Origin of the sequence: Mesorhizobium sp. C264A, assembly GCF_040324515.1 — a bacterium.
Classification (GTDB): Bacteria; Pseudomonadota; Alphaproteobacteria; order Rhizobiales; family Rhizobiaceae; genus Mesorhizobium.
This window is the reverse complement of sequence record NZ_JAMYVY010000002.1, coordinates 431,804-448,291: the sequence shown is the minus strand read 5'-3', so window position 1 is coordinate 448,291 and position 16,488 is coordinate 431,804. Positions and strand designations below refer to the sequence as shown.

Genomic DNA, 16,488 nt, shown 5'->3' with positions numbered 1-16,488 from the left:
CGCGGTGCGTCTGCTTCAAATCCTCATAGCCCTCCTGGCGATCCCAGTGATGGTCGCCATTGTCGTCGCCGGCGGTCGCGCGCTGCATCGCGAAAGCACCGCCATCACCGTCGACCAGATCGACCCGGACACCGAGGCCGTGCCCGAGGAGCCGGCGACGTCGGCGATCCCCGAGGTCCAGCCCGTCAAGCCTCCGATGCACTCGCCTCAGGTGCATTCGAGGGCGATCGATCCCGAGGCCATCGCTCCGCCGCCGCTGCCGGTAGAAGAACTTGAACGGGTTGAGCCACGCGCGCCGCTGAGCGACCTGGCGCTGGCCGGGCCGCCCAAGCCGCGTGGGCGCAGAGCGGTCGACGACTGGGGAGGAACAAAACTGTTCCAGCCGGTCGCGGCCGCCGCCGGCCTGATCGAAGCCAATGGTTATTCCGTGACGGTCTCCGGCATCGACATCGTCAGGCAAGACGAGACCTGCACCGAGGGCGGCAAGTCCTGGGCTTGCGGTATCAGGGCGCGCACCGCGTTCCGGTCTTTCCTGCGCGGCCGGGCCGTTGCCTGCAAGGTGCCGCCGGAGGCCGACCGTGCGCTGATCGCCGCCGAATGCCGCATCGGCAAGCTGGATGTCGGCCAGTGGCTGGTCGAAAACGGCTGGGCGCGCGCCACGGCAGGCGGCCCCTATGTCGAAGCGGGCGACAAGGCGCGCGCCGCCAAGAAGGGCGTCTTCGGCGCCGCGCCCGATCTTGGCGGCCTGCCACCGGCGCCAACGCCTGTTGCGGCACCGACGGCGTCGCAACCGATCCTCGATGCCCCGGCGATAGACACGCCGCCGGCCGGGACGGAAATTACGCCGCCAGCTGACCAGCCAGCGCCCGCTCAATGAGCGCGCGGGTTTCGGCGATGCCGTAGAGGGCTGCGAACGAACCGAAGCGCGGTCCGCGTTCCTGGCCGATCAGCACCTGGTAGATCATCTGGAAGAAAGCGCCCGAGACACCAGGGCCGCCGTCCGGGCTCTTCTTCGAATGGTCCTGATAGCGTTCGATCTTGCGCGCCACGTTGAGCGAAGCGTTCTGGATCGCTTCGCCGTCGGCGCCGGCCGGCAGGCCAGCAAGCGCGTTGCCAAGCGCTTCCAGCGCCACGCGTTCGACATCGTCGGCCGGCCGGAAGGTCTTCGTCGGCTTCACGAAATCGTCGAAGTAGCGGATGGCGAAACCGACCAGCTGGTCGAGTTCGGGATGCGTCGCCGGCGTCACGCCAGATGCATGGCGCGAGATGAAGCCCCACAGCACATCCTTGTTTTGCGCGTTGGAGGCGCTGACCAGGTTGAGCAGCAGCGAGAACGGCACCGGCATGTCGATGGAAGGCGGCTTGCCGTCATGCATGTGCCAGACCGGATTGCCCAGCCGCTCCTTCCAGTCCTGGCGCGGATAGGCGTTGAGGAAGGTGTAGTACTCGTCGACGGCGCGTGGGATGACGTCGAAATAGAGCTTTTTCGCCTGCCTTGGCCGCTGGTACATATAGAGGCCGAGGCTTTCGGTCGGCGCGTAGCGCAGCCATTCGTCGATGGTCAGCCCGTTGCCCTTCGACTTCGAGATCTTCTGGCCGTTCTCGTCGAGGAACAGCTCGTAGACGAAATGCTCCGGCGCGCGTCCGCCGAGAATGTTGCAGATGCGGTCGTAGATCACCGCATTGGTCTGGTGGTCCTTGCCGAACATTTCGAAATCGACGCCGAGCGCTGCCCAGCGCATGCCGAAATCCGGCTTCCACTGCAGCTTGACCTTGCCGCCGGTCACCGAAAGCGTGGTCTCGGTGCCTTCATCGTCGAAGGTGATGGTGCCGGCCTTGGCATCGACATGCTTCATCGGCACGTAGAGCACGCGCCCGCTCTTCGGCGAGATAGGCAGGAACGGGCTGTAGGTCGCCTGGCGCTCGGGTCCCAGTGTCGGCAGCATCACCGCCATGATCTGGTCGTAGCGCTCGGCTGCGCGCACAAGCATCGCATCGAAGCGGCCGGCCTTGTAGTACTGCGTCGCGCTGGCGAATTCGTAGTCGAAGCCGAACGTGTCGAGGAAGCGGCACAACATCGCGTTGTTGTGGTCGCCAAAGCTCGGATAGTCGCCGCCGAACGGATTGGGCACCGCCGACAGCGGCATATGCAGATAGGGCTCGAGCGCTGCGCGATCCGGCACATTGTCGGGGATTTTGCGCATGCCGTCCATATCGTCGGAGAAGCAGAGCAGCTTGGTCGTGACCTTGTTCCCGGTCAGCACGTGAAAGGCATGGCGCACCATCGAGGTGCGCGCGACCTCGCCGAACGTCCCGATATGCGGCAGGCCCGACGGGCCGTAGCCGGTCTCGAACAGGACGATCTCCGGGAAGTCGCCGCCCTTGTAGCGCTCGATGATCTTTTTGGCTTCCTCGAACGGCCAAGCCTTGCTTTCGGCGGCTGCCGCAAGCATTTCGGGGTTGAGATCGGCGATGTTTGATCCCGTCATGTCAAAGTTCCAGTCATGGCCGGCTTTCGCGGCTGGTAAGATTTTTCAACCGGGTCTCTAGGCGCGACAGGGCGGAGCGTCAACGATATCAGGCGTTTTCGTTGCGACGGCGCCGTAGCGTCCCTACCTTCGACCCTCACTATCAAGGAGTCTTGAATGCCGTTGCCGTCCACCCATGAAGCCCTGATCTACCTGATGGTCATCACCTCGGCTTCCGATCGCGACATGACCGATATCGAACTGGCGCGCATCGGCGACGTCGTCCGCAGCTGGCCGGTGTTCGAGGATTTCAAGCAGGACAGGCTGATCGCCATTGCGCAGGACTGCCAGAAGATGCTGCATGAAAAGGATGGGTTGGAAGGCGTGCTCGAGCGTGTCGCCGAGACTTTGCCCGAACGGCTGCACGACACCGCCTATGCCGCGGCCTTCGAGGTTGCCGCCGTCGATCTAGAAATGCGCATGGAGGAATTGCGAGTGCTGCAGTTGATCCGGCGTGAGCTCGATCTCGACACGCTGACCGCCGCAGCCATCGCGCGCGGGGCGAAGGCCCGCCTGCGCACGCTGACCTGATCCAGCCCCTAGAGGAAGCTGACCGGGACCGGATCAGAAAAAGCTGACCGGGAACCGGATCAGAAAAAGCTGACCGGGAAATAGCGCAGGTAGAATTCGGCGAAGGTGCCTTTCACCGATATCTCCTGCAGCGCGTAGTCCATGGCTGCGGCCAGCGCTGGGTCGCTGGCCCGGGTGGCAATGGTCATGCCGGACCCCAGATATTCCGGCGCGAGGTAGGGTCCACCGGCGAAGCGGCAGCAACCGGCGGCGTCCGTGCCGCCCAGCCAGAAGGAAAAGCGCATGCCGTCGCCGAAGGCGGCATCGATCTTGGCGCTCTTCAAGTCGCTGTAGAGGTCTTCCGGCCGTTGAAAGCGGATGATCTGCACGGTGCCGAAATAATCGCGCAGCATCTTTTCATGCGCCGAGCCGGCCAGCACGCCGACCCGCTTCGAGCGCAATTTGTCGAGGATCGGCTCGGCGAAGGCCTTGGTCTTCGGCATGATGAAGCGCGCCGGAAACTGTAGATAGGAGCGCGAAAAGCTGTACTTCGCCCGCGTCTCCGGCGTTGCGGCGATGCCGGCGATGATCGCCTCGCCTTCGCCCTTCTGCAACGCGTCGTCGAGTTCGGCCCAGGGCAGCGCCTGGATCTGGCATTTGTCGGCGATGTCGAGTTCGGCGCAAATCGCCCGCGCCAGGTCGATGTGGAAGCCGGACAGTCGGCCCGTGCCGTCGAGAAAATTGAAGGGCGGGAAATCGGTTGTGGTGAGGAACCTGAGCCTCGGCAGCGCCGAAAGGTCCGGCTTCGGCAGCCGCTCCTTGGCATCCCAAAGCACCGGCACCTGCGGTTCCGCTGCCCGCACAGCGCCGGCAAACGGCTGCACTCCGATCAGCATCGACAGCAAGGCGATGGTTATCCAGCGTGATGTCACAAAAAACTCCGCCCGTCTTGGCCGTTGGCTTGTGATACGAAAACGGCGCAGGCACAATTGTTTTTGATTTCAAAGGGCAAATTTCGGGTTATGCTTTGGCGAGGTTGCAAATAGCCGCACAGAGTCGGCCTGGGGTTGGCGGTCGCTGGCGTTAGAAAAGCTAAGGATGTGGCTTTGCAATCCGGGGTTGATGGCTAAGTGCGGGGCAGGCACGTAGCATCGGTCTCAAGAGCGGTAGGCAACATGGGGTAGATGTTGCGATGGGTTATTTTGACCGGACACTTGAATATATTGACCGGGTGCAGCGTGCCGACACGTCGGCTGCGGTGTGCGAGCAGCTACTTAGTGTCACCTCGAATTTCGGATTGACGGCCCTGATAGCCGCAACGGTGCCGCAGCCCGGTACACCAAGCAGCCAGACGAAGGACCATGTGCTGCTCTGCGATTGGCCTAGCGAATGGCTGGAGCGTTACTTATCGCGCAACTACGTCGACCACGATCCGGTCGTCAGCCATTTGAAGCAGTTTCGGGCGCCATTCCAATGGCGCGATGCCGTTCAAAGCATGCCCGCCGACAAGAGCAGCGCCGAGGTAATGCGCGACGCCCGCCAGTTCAAGCTGCGTGACGGCCTCGCCTTCCCGCTGATCACGCTCGAAGGCCAGATCGCGCTGGTCTCGGTGGGCGGTGAGGCGGTCGAACTGTCCGAAGCCGAATTCGCAATGGTCTCGCTGGCCTCCACCTATGCCATCGGCCGCGCCATGCAGCTTCAAACGACGGCCGGCAAATCTATCGATCACATTGAATTGACGCCGCGCGAGCGCGAATGCCTGCAATGGGCGGCGGTCGGAAAATCCGAGTGGGAGATTTCGCAGATCCTCGGCATCTCGGAGCATACCTCTGAGAAACACCTTCTCAACGCCAAGAGCAAACTAGGCGCCGCCAACCGTGTGCAGGCAGTCGCCGAAGCAGTCAGGCACGGCTATATCAGCTAGGCCGGTTCTGGCGGCCCGAAATTTATGGCCGCATTGTTGGCGTCATATCTTCAGAAAAGACCGGCCCCTGTCGTCCTCTTGAGACGGCTAATGCTTTCTTAACGCCAAAAGCAGACTCGGCGTCGCCAACAGGGCGCACGCCATCGCGGAGGCGTTTAGACGCAGCTATATTAGCCATGTCGGCTGTGGCAGCCTGGAAATCCTTGCCAACACCTTCGCGCAATTTTTTCGGGAAAGCCCGGCCGTATCTTCCTCTTAAGCCCAGGAGACGGCTAATGCTATTTTCCCTTACCACTCAACAACTGATGGAACGTCCCGACCTATGGGAGGCCGTCCATCGCCTGCGTTACAAGGTCTTCGTCGATGAGATGCGGTGGACCGATCTCGATCGCCCGGACGGCCTCGAAATCGATCAATTCGACCATGATGAGGCCGAACACCACCTTGTCATACGCAATGGCGAGCTTGCAGGCTATCATCGGATGCTGCCGACCACACGGCCGCATCTCCTCAGCGATGTGATGCCGGAACTCTGCGAGGGAAAGCGCCCTTCGGGACCGAATGTCTGGGAGCTAACCCGTTACGCGGTGGCGCCAGGCTTTCGCGATGGCAAGCGCGGCGTGTCTACGGTCGGCACCGAACTGATCGCCGGCTTCGTCGAATGGGGCCTTGCTCGCAATGTCGATCAGGTCATTATCGAGGTCGAGCCGGTGTGGGTGCTGCGGACGCTGCAGTTGCACTTCCTGGCGACGCCGCTCGGTTACCAGCGCACCTATGGCAACCAGCAGATCGTCGCCACACTGCTGACCTTCAACGAGCATACGCTGGATGTCGTGCGCTCGCGCCGCAACCATCACGCCCCGGTGTTGGCCAGGGGCACCCCCCACATGCTCGGCATGCGGCAGGCGTCGTGAGACTGTCTTCACCCGACGCGCTTTAATGCATGTCGCTCAAAGTGGCCCCGGTTTTGAGAGAACGACATGCATGAAACAAAGACCTAAAGCGCGTCGCGTGAATCCGTTCAAATGCGATGCGCTTTAGACAATGGCCACAGAGCCCACCTCCGTGTGGGGGTGGGCTCTGTAATTTCAGCCTCTGCCTATCGAGGCCAGTCTCTACTTCTCGAGAAACGACGGCCCTTCGCCGACGATCTTCTTATCTTCCTTGCCGATGGCGTCGAGATCGCGCCCATCATAGGGCAGTGACAACAGGATGCGCCGCATGACGGCCAGCCGCGAGCGTCGCTTGTCATTGGCCCGCACGATGATCCAGGGCGCGAACTGTTTGTGCGTGCGCTCGACCATCTGGTCGCGCGCCTTGGTGTAGTCGTCCCATTTGGTGATGCCGGCAATATCGATCGGCGAGAACTTCCAGTTCTTCAGCGGCGACCAGCGGCGGTCGTGAAACCGTTCGAGCTGGGTCTCGCGGCCGATGTTGAGCCAGAATTTGAAGAAATAGATGCCCTCATTGGAGATCATCCGCTCGAAATGCGGCGTCTCGTCGAGGAATTTTGCATGCTGTTCCGGTGTGCAGAAGCCCATCACCGGCTCGACGCCGCCGCGGTTGTACCAGGAACGGTCGAAGGTGACGAATTCGCCCGATGTCGGGAAATGGGCGACGTAGCGCTGGAAGTACCATTGCCCGACTTCGGTCGGGGTCGGCTTGGTCAGCGCCACGTTGCGCGCGGTTCGAGGATTGAGATACTGGCGCAGCACCGAGATGGTGCCGCCCTTGCCGGCGGCATCGCGCCCCTCGAACAGCGACATCACTCTGCTGCCGGTCGCCTGCAGCCAGGCCTGCGCCTTGACCAGTTCGATCTGCAGCCGCTCCAGCGTCTCGTCATACTCCTCGCTCTTCATTTTCTTGTCGTAGGGGTAGTCGCCTGCGGTCAGTTTGTGGTCCTCGATCCAGCTGGGAAGCTCGGGGTTTTCGATGTCGAACTCCCGCTCCTTGCCGTCCACCTTGATCTTCAGCGGCCCCTTTGCCGGCTCTGCGGCAGGACTTTCCTTGGCTTTTTTCATCGAGAGGAACCTTTCCAGCTTGCGGACTCATGCTATGGGGGGCCTCAAACCCGGTCCAGCGGAAGTTTCGGCGGGACCGGCGCAGAAGCACGGAAAGCACGAATGGCTGACACCGGCGCAGAGCGGACAACCACGGGGCAGGCCGTCGCCGGCCGGCTGTGGAACAGCCGATGGCTGCTTGCCGCCGGTGCGATCGCCATCATGGCCGTTTATGGGTTTGCCGGTATCTCCGCCTATGTCGTCCTGGCTGCGTTGACAGTGCTGCTGGCCGCCGCGCTTCTGCCAACCGGTGGCGCCAGCCGGTCTGCTGAGACCATTACCACGGTCGAGGCGAGCGGGCTGCAGCGGCTTTCCGGCGAATATCTTGCGGCTGCCGTTGCCGATCCGCTGATCATCTTCGACCGCACCGCCACCATCGTCCACGCCAATGCCGCCGCCTTTGCCGCCTTTGTCGGTATCGCGCCCGGCCTGTCGCTGTCGCTAAAATTCCGCGCGCCGGAAATGCAGGCCTTGCTGGACGGCGTGCTGTCGGGAACCGTCGCCTCCGATGCCGTCGACTACACCGAGAAGCTGCCGGTGGAACGGGCCTACCGGGTCAGCGCGTCCTCGGTCGGCCACGCCACCGATCTCTATGTGCTGGTATTCAAGGACCAGAGTGAGACGCGCCGCATCGACCGCATGCGCGCTGACTTCATAGCCAATGCCAGCCACGAGTTGCGCACCCCGCTTGCTTCAATCTCGGGCTTCATCGAGACGTTGCGCGGCCCGGCCCGCAACGATCCGGCGGCGCGCGAGCAGTTCCTGCAGATCATGCAGAACCAGACCGGCCGCATGGCGCGCCTCATCGACGATCTCCTGTCGCTGTCGAGGCTTGAAATGAAGCCTTACCTGAGGCCGGGAACCGAGGTCGATCTGCGCCAGACCATCGACAGCGTCATCGATTCACTAGGCCCGCTCGCCAGCGAGAACGGCGTCGTCATCGAACGCGACTACGCCGAAGGGCCGCTCGACGTGCCCGGAGACCGCGACGAGCTGTTCCAGGTGTTCGAGAATCTCTTGGAAAACGCCTGCAAATACGGCCAGCCTGGCGGACGCGTCACGGTGTCGATCGCGCGAGGCGAGGCCGGCCCGGAACCGGGCATCGATGTAACCATCAGGGACTACGGCCCGGGCATCCCGGAAGAGCACATACCGCGCATTACCGAGCGCTTCTATCGCGTCGACGTGGAGAGCAGCCGCACGCAGAAAGGCACCGGTCTTGGCCTGTCCATCGTCAAGCATATTCTGACGCGCCACAACGCCCGGCTTTCGATCAAGTCGGAGGTTGGCAAGGGCGCGGCGTTCACGGTCCATTTGCCGGCAGGCTGAGGCGGTACTATCTGCTAACTGCCTGTTTCTTCTTTCTGTCATCCGGCTAGCGTATCAGCACAGGGTCGAGGAAAACGACTCAAAAGGCCAAAGATTTAAGGAAGGCATTTCGCCCATGCAGTCCGTACACATTGTCAGCGCCTATGACGAAGAGCTGAAATACCTGGCGAAGCGCATCGCTGCGATGGGCGGCCATGCTGAGCGCATGGTCGAGCAGGCGATCCAGGCGCTGGTCAATGCCGATCCCGGCCTCGCCCAGAAGGTCATTCGTGACGACATCGTGCTTGACGATGGCCAGCGCGAAATCGACGACAAAGCCATCGTCATCATCGCCAAGCGCCAGCCCATGGCGACGGATCTGCGCGAGATCGTCGGCGCCATCCGCATTTCGGCCGACCTCGAACGGGTCGGTGACCTCGCCAAGAACGTCGCCAAGCGTGTGGTCAGCGTCATTGACGGCAGCCAGCCGACCAGCCTGTTTCGCGGCCTCGAGGCGCTGGCCGAACTCGCTTTGACCCAGCTCAAGGAAGTGCTCGACGTCTATGCCTCGCGCTCGGTCGAGAAAATAGGCTTCGTTCGCGACCGCGACGACCAGATCGACGCCATGTACACCTCGCTGTTTCGCGAGCTTTTGACCTACATGATGGAAGATCCGCGCAACATCACGCCGTGCACGCATCTGCTGTTTTGCGCCAAGAACATCGAGCGCATCGGCGACCACGCCACCAACATTGCCGAGACGATCTACTACATCGTCACCGGCGAGCAGTTGCCGGCCGAGCGTCCCAAGGGCGACAAGACCGACAAGATTGCCTTTCCGGCGCTGCCGGTGAAGTGATCGCGCACCCCTCGAACGCTTAATCATATTGCGCTAAACTACCCGGATGTTAGCGTCTCGGTTCCTGGCCAAGGCCAGGCGCTCAGGAGGCTGCGATGGAATATGTCCGAGAGTTCAAGCCGGCGCCGGCATCGTCCGGCATCATCGCGTCGAGCGTCTACACCGCCGGCAAGCGCATCGCCGACATTCCGATCGAGGAAGCCGGTGAATGGGCCAAGAAGTCGGGCCATGTCGTCTGGATCGGGCTGCTCGAACCCGACCGCGAGCTTCTGCTGCGCGTCAAGGCGCAATTCCATTTGCATGAGCTGGCGATTGAAGACGCCGAACATCCGCACCAGCGGCCGAAGATCGAGCAATATGGCGATGCGCTGTTCATCGTTGCCCGCACTGCACAGCTGATCGACGGACGCGTCACCTTCGGCGAGACGCATCTGTTCGTCGGCTCAGGCTATATCGTCAGCGTCAGGCATGGTCCCTCGACCTCATACGCCGCCGTGCGCCAGCACTGGGAAAGCTGTCCGCACTCACTGGCCAAGGGCGAGGATTTCGTCCTCTACGCCATTCTCGACTTCATCGTCGACAACTACATGCCGGTGCTCGAGCAGATCGAGGACGAGGTCGAGGCGATCGAGGACAGGGTGCTGCTGAAGCCGATGACCGGTCCCGACATCGAGCGGCTCTACATGCTGCGCCGCGATCTGTTGCGCCTGCGCAATGCGGCGCTGCCGCTGGTCGAGGTCTGCCGCCGGCTGACCAGCGCCGACCTGCCGCAGATCCATACCGCCATGCATCCGCTGTTTCGCGATGTCACCGATCATATCCGCACCGTGCAGGAAAAGATCGACAGCCTGCGCGAGGTTCTGGCCTTCGCTTTCGAAGCCAGCCTGCTGGTCGGCCAGAGCCAGGAAACCGCGAACACCAAGAAGCTGGCCTCATGGGCCGCGATCCTGGCGGTGCCGACGGCGCTCGCCGGCATTTACGGCATGAATTTCGACGACATGCCGGAGCTGAAGATGCAATACGGCTATCCCGTCGTATTGGTCTCGATCGCGCTGATCTGCTCGTTTTTGTATTGGCGATTTCGGAAGAGTGGGTGGCTGTGATGGTAGGCAGTAGGCAGTAGGCAGAATAAGGTAGCGCCTCACGAGCGCTACCCCATTCCCTACTGCCCAGTCCCCAATCCCTATTCCTAACTACCGGCTTCTGCGCCGCTCTGAAGCCGGCTGGAACGCCACCCTTGCGTGGTACTTGCAGTAAGGTCCGGTTTCAGCCGCCTCGTTGCCGCAGAAGTTGAAGTCTTCCGACAGCGGGTCGCCATTCGGCCATTTGCAGGTGCGCTCGGTGAGATCGGTGAGCTGCAGATGCCGCGAGATCGGCACGACGACGTTTTCGACCGGGCGGATGTAGTGGCGCGCCACTGGCTCGGCGTCGAACTGCGCCTGCAGCGCGTTCGCCCCGATCGACGTCGTGACATGGCGCTGCGTGGTTGCGGCGCGAGGCACCGATTTCTGGATCGAAGATCCCTGCGTTGTCTTCTTCTGACGCGCCGGCGTTGCGGTCGAGCGTCCGCGGCCCGACAGCTTCAGCCGGTGCACCTTGCCGATGACCGCGTTGCGGCTGACCCCGCCGAGTTGGGCGGCGATCTGGCTTGCGCTCAAGCCCTCCGACCACAGTTTCCTGAGAAGTTCGACCCGCTCGTCAGTCCAGTTCATGAGACCGCGCTCCTGCTATGTGTGCGGCAGCCGGAATCCGTTCCCGACCCGGCAATCTTTGCCGGGGCAGACACCACATATATTAGGTGATTAGGTCCGCCGCACGAAATCTAGTTATTTCCCGACTACAATTACCTCATGTGTTGACTCGGTGACAAGAGTCCCAGGTGCAACACGAATCGGTTTTTTAGGTTTTCCCCAACTTGCCCGGTCGCTTATGAGCCGGCGTCTCGTCGGGAGCTGGCCACGCGCCTCTGCACGACGTTTTCGTTGACTTCATGGCCGAAAAACACGATAAGCCGCAAAGGCCGCCGCTTTGGCGGCTTTTTTGATTTTTCCGGTACCGGAGACGCATATAATGAGCGGTTCGGCGCTTTACGAGACCTTTGCCCGCGCCCCTTTGGCCTTCGATCATGGCGAAGGCACCTGGCTGGTTACCGACAAGGGCGAGCGATATCTCGATTTCGCTGGCGGCATCGCGGTCAATTCGTTGGGCCACAGCCATCCGCATCTGGTCTCGGCGCTGACCGAACAGGCGGCCAAGCTCTGGCACGTCTCCAATCTCTACGAGATCCCGGGGCAGACCCGGCTCGGCGAGCGGCTGGCTGACGCCACCTTCGCCGACAAGGTGTTCTTCACCAATTCCGGCGCCGAGGCGCTCGAATGCGCGATCAAGACGGCGCGGCGCTACCAGTTCGTCAAGGGCCATCCCGAGCGCTTCCGGGTCGTCACCTTCGAAGGCGCCTTCCACGGCCGCACGCTGGCGACCATCGCCGCCGGCGGCCAGTACAAATATCTCGAAGGTTTTGGGCCCAAGGTCGAAGGCTTCGACCAGGTCGGCTTCGACGACATCGACGCCGCCGAAAAGGCGATCACACCAGAGACCGCCGCGATCCTGATCGAACCGGTGCAAGGCGAGGGCGGCATCCGCCCGGTGCCGACGCAATCCTTGAAACGGCTGCGGCAGCTCTGCGACCAGCACGGCCTGCTGCTGATCTTCGATGAGGTCCAGTGCGGTATCGGTCGCACCGGAAAGCTGTTCGCGCATGAATGGACCGGCGTGACGCCCGACATCATGGCGATTGCCAAAGGCATTGGCGGCGGCTTTCCGATGGGCGCGTGCCTCGCCACCGACGACGCTGTCGTCGGCATGACGGCAGGCGTGCATGGCACCACTTTCGGCGGCAATCCGCTGGCCATGGCGGTCGGCAACGCTGTGCTCGACGTCGTGCTGGAAGACGGCTTCCTCGAAGACGTCCAGCGCAAGGCATTGCTGATGAAGCAGGGCCTGGCGGCGGTCGCCGACGAATTTCCTGATGTCATCGAAGGCATCAGGGGCAGCGGCCTGATGCTTGGCCTGAAATGCGCCATGCCCAACACCAAGGTCAACATGGCGCTGCGCGACCAGCATCTGCTGGCGGTGCCGGCAGGCGACAACGTCATTCGTCTGCTGCCGCCGCTGACCGTCACCGACGCCGAGATCGGTGAAGCGCTCGATCGCATCCGCGCCGGCGCCAAGGGCCTGACCGACGCCATCGCCGCGGCCGCCGCGAAGTAATCCCGAGAACCATTCCCGATGAGCCTTCGCCATTTCACCGATCTTTCCGCCGTTTCCGAAGGCGATCTGCGCCTGATGCTGGACGATGCGGTGGTGCGCAAGGCGCGCCTCAAGGCCGGCGAACGGACCAGACCGCTCGAAGGCAAGGTGCTGGCCATGATCTTCGACAAGCCGTCGACGCGCACGCGCGTGTCCTTCGACGTCGGCATGCGACAGCTCGGCGGCGAGACCATCATGCTGACCGGCACCGAAATGCAGCTCGGCCGCTCCGAGACCATTGCCGACACCGCCAAGGTGCTGTCGCGCTATGTCGACGCCATCATGATCCGCACCACGTCGCATGAGCGGCTGCTCGAGCTGACCGAGAATGCCACGATTCCGGTCATCAACGGGCTGACCGACGACACCCATCCCTGTCAGCTGATGGCCGACATCATGACCTTCGAGGAGCATCGCGGTCCGGTTGCCGGCAAGACCATCGCCTGGACCGGCGACGGCAACAACGTGCTGCATTCGCTGCTCGAGGCCTCGGCGCGGTTCCGCTTCAACCTCAATGTCGCCGTGCCGGAAGGCAGCGAGCCGGCGCAGAAGCACATCGACTGGTCGAAGTCCAATGGCGGCAAGCTGCACTTCACCCGCTCGCCCGAGGAAGCCGTCGACCAAGCCGACTGCATCGTCACCGACTGCTGGGTGTCGATGGGCCAGGAACACCGCGCCCGCGGCCACAATGTCTTCTCGCCCTATCAGGTCAATGCGGCGCTGATGGCGAGGGCCAAGCCCGACGCCCTGTTCATGCACTGCCTGCCGGCGCATCGCGGCGAGGAAGTCACCGACGAGGTCATCGACGGTCCGCATTCGGTGGTCTTCGACGAAGCCGAGAACCGGCTCCACGCCCAGAAGGCGGTTTTGGCCTGGTGTCTGGGCGCTTGATCTCCAGGCGCTTGCTCTCCAAGCGCTTGATCCGGGGCGGCGCGATGCCTATTTGCGCCCCATCACGCAAATCAAGCGCGTTTGGACGCATGCACCCCTCCGGGCCGCATGGCCGCGCCCTGGAGCTTTGTCATGTTGGAAACGCATCAAGTGACTGAACATCACCCCAAACTCGGCGAGTTCGGCTATGCCGGCGACGATCATGTCGTGCCCTTCGAGGTAGGCCCGCTCGACGTGCGCGGCCGCACCGTGCAGCTCGGGCCGATGCTCGACGCCATCCTCAACCGTCATGACTATCCCGAGCCGGTCGCCCGCCTGCTGGCGGAAGCCTGTGTGCTGACGGTGCTGCTCGGCACTTCGCTCAAATTTGAAGGCAAGTTCATCCTGCAGACCCGCACCGACGGGCCTGTCGACATGCTGGTCGCGGATTTCTCCACGCCCTCGGCATTGCGCGCCTATGCGCGCTTCGATGCCGACCGGCTGGAGGCCCTGGTGGCCGCAGGCCAGACCTCGCAGCAGACGCTGCTGGGCAGCGGCGTTTTGGCGCTGACCATCGACCAAGGCGCGCACACGCAGCGCTATCAGGGCATCGTCCAGCTCGACGGCGAGACGCTGGAAGACGCCGCGCGCACCTATTTCCGCCAGTCGGAGCAGATCCCGACCGACCTCCGGCTGTCGGTGGCCAAGCTGCTGACGCCCGGCCCCGGCGGTGCGCGCGAGCAGTGGCGCGCCGGCGGTATCCTGGCGCAGTTCCTGCCGCAGTCACCCGAGCGCATGCGCGTGCCCGACATTTCGGGCGGCGACGGCGATCCGCGTGACGTGACGCAGGAGCCGGCCGACAATTCGTGGCGCGAGCTGGTGGCGCTGCTCGGCACCATCGAGCCGACCGAGCTGATCGACCCGACCATCGGCGCCGAGCGGCTGCTCTACAGGCTGTTCCACGAACATGGCGTGCGCGTCTTCGGCGGCGTGCCGGTCGCCGACCAATGTTCCTGCTCAAGGGACAAGATACGCGGCATCCTCGAGGGGTTTTCCGCGCAGGAGATCAAGGACAGCACCGAAGATGGCGGCATCCACGTCGCCTGCGAGTTCTGCTCGAAGCAGTACGACTTCGACCCGGCGGAGTTTGCAACTCAGTAGCATCTCTTCCTTCTCCCCGTTCACGGGGAGAAGGTGCCCGAAGGGCGGATGAGGGGCAGCGCGAACTTTGGTGAATGGCCGCGCATAGCCTACGTCATGTGCGTGGAAGATAACCTCATGAGTCCGGCGGCGCCCCTCGTTGCACTGCCGGGCATTCCTCCCCGTATAGAGATGGGGAGAAAACCCCTAATTCACCGTCCGCCGCGTCCCCGGCAGATCCAGCGAAAACGCGGGAATAGCGACGTCGAACGTCTCGCCCTTTTTGTTGCGCATGGTGTAGTGGCCGACCATGAAGCCGGAGGGCGTCGAGAGCGGGCAGCCTGACGTGTATTGATAGCTGTCGCCGGGATTGAGCTCAGGCTGGTCGCCGACCACGCCGGCGCCGCGCACTTCCTCGATCCGGCCGCTGCCGTCGGTGATGTGCCAGTAACGCGACATAAGCTGCACGAAATCGTCCGACTGGTTGTCGATCGTCACCTGGTAGCCCCAGACATAACGGTTCTCCGCCGGGTCCGAGCGGTCCTCCAGGTAGAACGGTCTGACCTGCACTTCGATGTTGCGCGTGACGGCGCGATACATGGGCTGCTCCGGTTGCGCGGCAAGGAACATTTGTCGCGCTATGCGGTTTGATACGCGCACAACGGCATGTCCTGCCAGCCTCAAAGCGGAGGTGCCGACAAACAATGTCATTTAAGTGACACATGACAATGTTGGTGTGCGCAAACCTTGCCGGCGACTCAAGGCCCATCTGTCGACTGACAAAGCAGCCGCGAGCGGCCTTTCCGGAGTGACCAGATCTCGATGGAACCAGCTCTCACAGCCGCCTTCGCCTCCTCCGCTTTGCTTCTTTCCAATCTCGCCAGCATCCTGCTTGCTTCGTCGAAACTGCAAGCGCGCCGTCTCATCCCCCCGCCGTCCAACGAGCAGCCACCGGTCTCGATCGTCGTGCCGTCGCGCGGCGTGGAGCCGTTCACACAAGAGACGCTGCAGCGAGCCTTCTCGCTCGACTGGCCGCGCTACGAACTGATCTTCTGCGTCGCTCACGCCGACGATCCCGTCGTCAAACTGATAAACAGGGCGATCGTCCTGTTTCCCAACGTGCCGGCCCGGCTGCTGATCGGCGACGACCGCGTCAGCAGCAACCCGAAGCTCAACAACTGCGTCAAGGGCTGGGAAGCGGCGCGCAATCATTGGGTTATTCTGGCGGATTCCAACGTGCTGATGCCTAGGGATTACGTCCAGCACCTGATGGCGGCCTGGCGGACCAATACCGGGCTTATCTGCTCGACGCCGATCGGCTCGCGGCCGGAAGGCTTCTGGGCCGAGGTCGAATGCGCGTTCCTCAACACGCTGCAGGCGCGCTGGCAATATGCCGGCGAGGCGCTTGGCCTCGGCTTTGCCCAGGGCAAGAGCATGCTGTGGAACAAGCCGATGCTCGATACCAATGGCGGTATCCGCGCGCTGGCCGCCGAGATCGCCGAGGATGCTGCTGCAACCAAGCTGGTCAACGGACTGGGCCTGCGCGTCAATCTCGTTGCCTCGCCTTTCGAGCAACCACTGGGGCAGCGCCGACTTGCCGACATCTGGTCGCGTCAGGCGCGCTGGGCGCGGTTGCGCCGCGTCACTTTCCCGCTGTTTTTCGCACCCGAGATCCTGACCGGCGTCGCCGTGCCGTTGGCGTTGGCGCTGGTGGCGGCAGCAAGTGCCGGCATCAGCCTGCCGGCCACGGTGTTGGCCGTGCTGGCGGCGGCCTACATTCCCGAATGCGCGCTGGCCGCGGCCAAGGGCTGGCATCTGTCGCTGCGCATGGTCCCGGCGATGATGGTCCGCGACATGATGCTTCCCGCCATCTGGGCGCGCGGCTGGCTGAGCGGCGCCGTCGATTGGCGGCAACACCATGATCATCGGCACCAAGACGGCCGAGCTGGAAGAGGCTTCGTCGGGAGCGTGACGCCTCGC

At 62.9% G+C, this 16,488-nt stretch carries 15 protein-coding genes and 1 pseudogene; 11 read left to right on the top strand and 5 right to left on the bottom strand.

From position 1 onward, the window contains the following. The first annotated feature begins 4 nt into the window (after positions 1–4). Positions 5–877: a thermonuclease family protein gene (locus NKL04_RS21245; protein ID WP_023699505.1), complete on the top strand. Its 873-nt coding sequence runs from the start codon at positions 5–7 to the stop codon at positions 875–877. Here NKL04_RS21245 and NKL04_RS21240 read toward each other — a convergent pair. Further along, positions 840–2,489 carry a lysine--tRNA ligase gene (locus NKL04_RS21240; protein WP_352724342.1) on the bottom strand — a complete coding sequence of 550 codons (1,650 nt, stop codon included), beginning with the start codon at positions 2,487–2,489 and terminating at the stop codon, positions 840–842. The genes NKL04_RS21245 and NKL04_RS21240 overlap by 38 nt on opposite strands. A 156-nt stretch (positions 2,490–2,645) precedes the next feature. Between NKL04_RS21240 and NKL04_RS21235 the strand changes: the two genes are divergently transcribed. Next, positions 2,646–3,059, top strand: a complete 414-nt coding sequence (locus NKL04_RS21235) for a tellurite resistance TerB family protein (protein ID WP_023688697.1) — start codon at positions 2,646–2,648, stop codon at positions 3,057–3,059. A gap of 59 nt (positions 3,060–3,118) precedes the next feature. On the opposite strand, the gene NKL04_RS21230 is transcribed toward NKL04_RS21235, so the two are convergent. Beyond that, a complete protein-coding gene (locus NKL04_RS21230; RefSeq protein ID WP_050593518.1) occupies positions 3,119–3,934 on the bottom strand; it encodes an ABC transporter substrate-binding protein in 816 nt (271 codons plus the stop codon). A gap of 296 nt (positions 3,935–4,230) precedes the next feature. Here NKL04_RS21230 and NKL04_RS21225 point away from each other — a divergent pair, with 296 nt between their 5' ends. Together NKL04_RS21225 and NKL04_RS21220 are read left to right on the top strand one after the other, a co-directional pair. Further along, the gene (locus tag NKL04_RS21225; protein ID WP_023699508.1) at positions 4,231–4,962 is read left to right on the top strand and encodes a helix-turn-helix transcriptional regulator; all 732 of its coding nucleotides are present in this window, start codon (positions 4,231–4,233) and stop codon (positions 4,960–4,962) included. Between the two features lie 275 nt (positions 4,963–5,237). Then, on the top strand, positions 5,238–5,876 hold the full coding sequence (locus tag NKL04_RS21220; RefSeq protein WP_023699509.1) for an acyl-homoserine-lactone synthase: 639 nt from the start codon (positions 5,238–5,240) through the stop codon (positions 5,874–5,876). Positions 5,877–6,077: 201 nt separating this feature from the next. On the opposite strand, the gene ppk2 is transcribed toward NKL04_RS21220, so the two are convergent. Further along, positions 6,078–6,983: a polyphosphate kinase 2 gene (gene ppk2, locus NKL04_RS21215; protein ID WP_023699510.1), complete on the bottom strand. Its 906-nt coding sequence runs from the start codon at positions 6,981–6,983 to the stop codon at positions 6,078–6,080. Between the two features lie 102 nt (positions 6,984–7,085). Here ppk2 and NKL04_RS21210 point away from each other — a divergent pair, with 102 nt between their 5' ends. From NKL04_RS21210 to NKL04_RS21200, 3 genes are all read left to right on the top strand, one after another. Beyond that, on the top strand, positions 7,086–8,351 hold the full coding sequence (locus tag NKL04_RS21210; RefSeq protein ID WP_023699511.1) for an ATP-binding protein: 1,266 nt from the start codon (positions 7,086–7,088) through the stop codon (positions 8,349–8,351). A 115-nt stretch (positions 8,352–8,466) separates the two neighbouring features. Next, positions 8,467–9,189 carry a phosphate signaling complex protein PhoU gene (phoU, locus tag NKL04_RS21205; RefSeq protein WP_023699512.1) on the top strand — a complete coding sequence of 241 codons (723 nt, stop codon included), beginning with the start codon at positions 8,467–8,469 and terminating at the stop codon, positions 9,187–9,189. 95 nt (positions 9,190–9,284) lie between these two features. After that, positions 9,285–10,292 carry a magnesium and cobalt transport protein CorA gene (locus NKL04_RS21200; protein WP_023669626.1) on the top strand — a complete coding sequence of 336 codons (1,008 nt, stop codon included), beginning with the start codon at positions 9,285–9,287 and terminating at the stop codon, positions 10,290–10,292. Positions 10,293–10,382: 90 nt separating this feature from the next. Here the strand turns inward: NKL04_RS21200 and NKL04_RS21195 are convergent, their stop codons facing one another. Then, on the bottom strand, positions 10,383–10,901 hold the full coding sequence (locus NKL04_RS21195; RefSeq protein ID WP_023669627.1) for a GcrA family cell cycle regulator: 519 nt from the start codon (positions 10,899–10,901) through the stop codon (positions 10,383–10,385). A gap of 358 nt (positions 10,902–11,259) precedes the next feature. Here NKL04_RS21195 and NKL04_RS21190 point away from each other — a divergent pair, with 358 nt between their 5' ends. The 3 genes from NKL04_RS21190 (at position 11,260) to NKL04_RS21180 (ending at position 14,529) form a co-directional block, all read left to right on the top strand. Continuing rightward, the gene (locus NKL04_RS21190; protein ID WP_023669628.1) at positions 11,260–12,459 is read left to right on the top strand and encodes an aspartate aminotransferase family protein; all 1,200 of its coding nucleotides are present in this window, start codon (positions 11,260–11,262) and stop codon (positions 12,457–12,459) included. An 18-nt stretch (positions 12,460–12,477) separates the two neighbouring features. Further along, entirely contained in the window at positions 12,478–13,389 is a 912-nt protein-coding gene (gene argF / locus NKL04_RS21185; RefSeq protein WP_023699513.1) for an ornithine carbamoyltransferase, read from the top strand. Positions 13,390–13,497: 108 nt separating this feature from the next. Continuing rightward, positions 13,498–14,529 (top strand): Hsp33 family molecular chaperone, encoded by a 1,032-nt coding sequence (locus NKL04_RS21180; RefSeq protein ID WP_031195623.1) that lies wholly within the window; start codon positions 13,498–13,500, stop codon positions 14,527–14,529. A gap of 186 nt (positions 14,530–14,715) precedes the next feature. On the opposite strand, the gene apaG is transcribed toward NKL04_RS21180, so the two are convergent. Then, complete coding sequence (gene apaG / locus NKL04_RS21175) at positions 14,716–15,108, bottom strand: Co2+/Mg2+ efflux facilitator ApaG/CorD (RefSeq protein WP_023681948.1); 393 nt, start codon at positions 15,106–15,108, stop codon at positions 14,716–14,718. A gap of 222 nt (positions 15,109–15,330) precedes the next feature. Between apaG and NKL04_RS21170 the strand changes: the two are divergent. Then, positions 15,331–16,480 (top strand): annotated as a pseudogene (locus NKL04_RS21170) (ceramide glucosyltransferase). The last annotated feature ends 8 nt before the right edge of the window (positions 16,481–16,488 follow it).

Excerpts from the sequence above, each read along its gene's own strand:
- NKL04_RS21220 (WP_023699509.1), top strand. The coding sequence starts at position 5,238 with ATGCTATTTTCCCTTACCACTCAACAACTGATGGAACGTCCCGACCTA.
- apaG (WP_023681948.1), bottom strand. The coding sequence starts at position 15,108 with ATGTATCGCGCCGTCACGCGCAACATCGAAGTGCAGGTCAGACCGTTC.
- NKL04_RS21235 (WP_023688697.1), top strand. The coding sequence starts at position 2,646 with ATGCCGTTGCCGTCCACCCATGAAGCCCTGATCTACCTGATGGTCATC.
- ppk2 (WP_023699510.1), bottom strand. The coding sequence starts at position 6,983 with ATGAAAAAAGCCAAGGAAAGTCCTGCCGCAGAGCCGGCAAAGGGGCCG.
- NKL04_RS21210 (WP_023699511.1), top strand. The coding sequence starts at position 7,086 with ATGGCTGACACCGGCGCAGAGCGGACAACCACGGGGCAGGCCGTCGCC.
- argF (WP_023699513.1), top strand. The coding sequence starts at position 12,478 with ATGAGCCTTCGCCATTTCACCGATCTTTCCGCCGTTTCCGAAGGCGAT.
- NKL04_RS21180 (WP_031195623.1), top strand. The coding sequence starts at position 13,498 with ATGGCCGCGCCCTGGAGCTTTGTCATGTTGGAAACGCATCAAGTGACT.
- NKL04_RS21240 (WP_352724342.1), bottom strand. The coding sequence starts at position 2,489 with ATGACGGGATCAAACATCGCCGATCTCAACCCCGAAATGCTTGCGGCA.
- NKL04_RS21190 (WP_023669628.1), top strand. The coding sequence starts at position 11,260 with ATGAGCGGTTCGGCGCTTTACGAGACCTTTGCCCGCGCCCCTTTGGCC.
- NKL04_RS21195 (WP_023669627.1), bottom strand. The coding sequence starts at position 10,901 with ATGAACTGGACTGACGAGCGGGTCGAACTTCTCAGGAAACTGTGGTCG.
- NKL04_RS21225 (WP_023699508.1), top strand. The coding sequence starts at position 4,231 with ATGGGTTATTTTGACCGGACACTTGAATATATTGACCGGGTGCAGCGT.
- phoU (WP_023699512.1), top strand. The coding sequence starts at position 8,467 with ATGCAGTCCGTACACATTGTCAGCGCCTATGACGAAGAGCTGAAATAC.
- NKL04_RS21230 (WP_050593518.1), bottom strand. The coding sequence starts at position 3,934 with ATGCTGATCGGAGTGCAGCCGTTTGCCGGCGCTGTGCGGGCAGCGGAA.
- NKL04_RS21200 (WP_023669626.1), top strand. The coding sequence starts at position 9,285 with ATGGAATATGTCCGAGAGTTCAAGCCGGCGCCGGCATCGTCCGGCATC.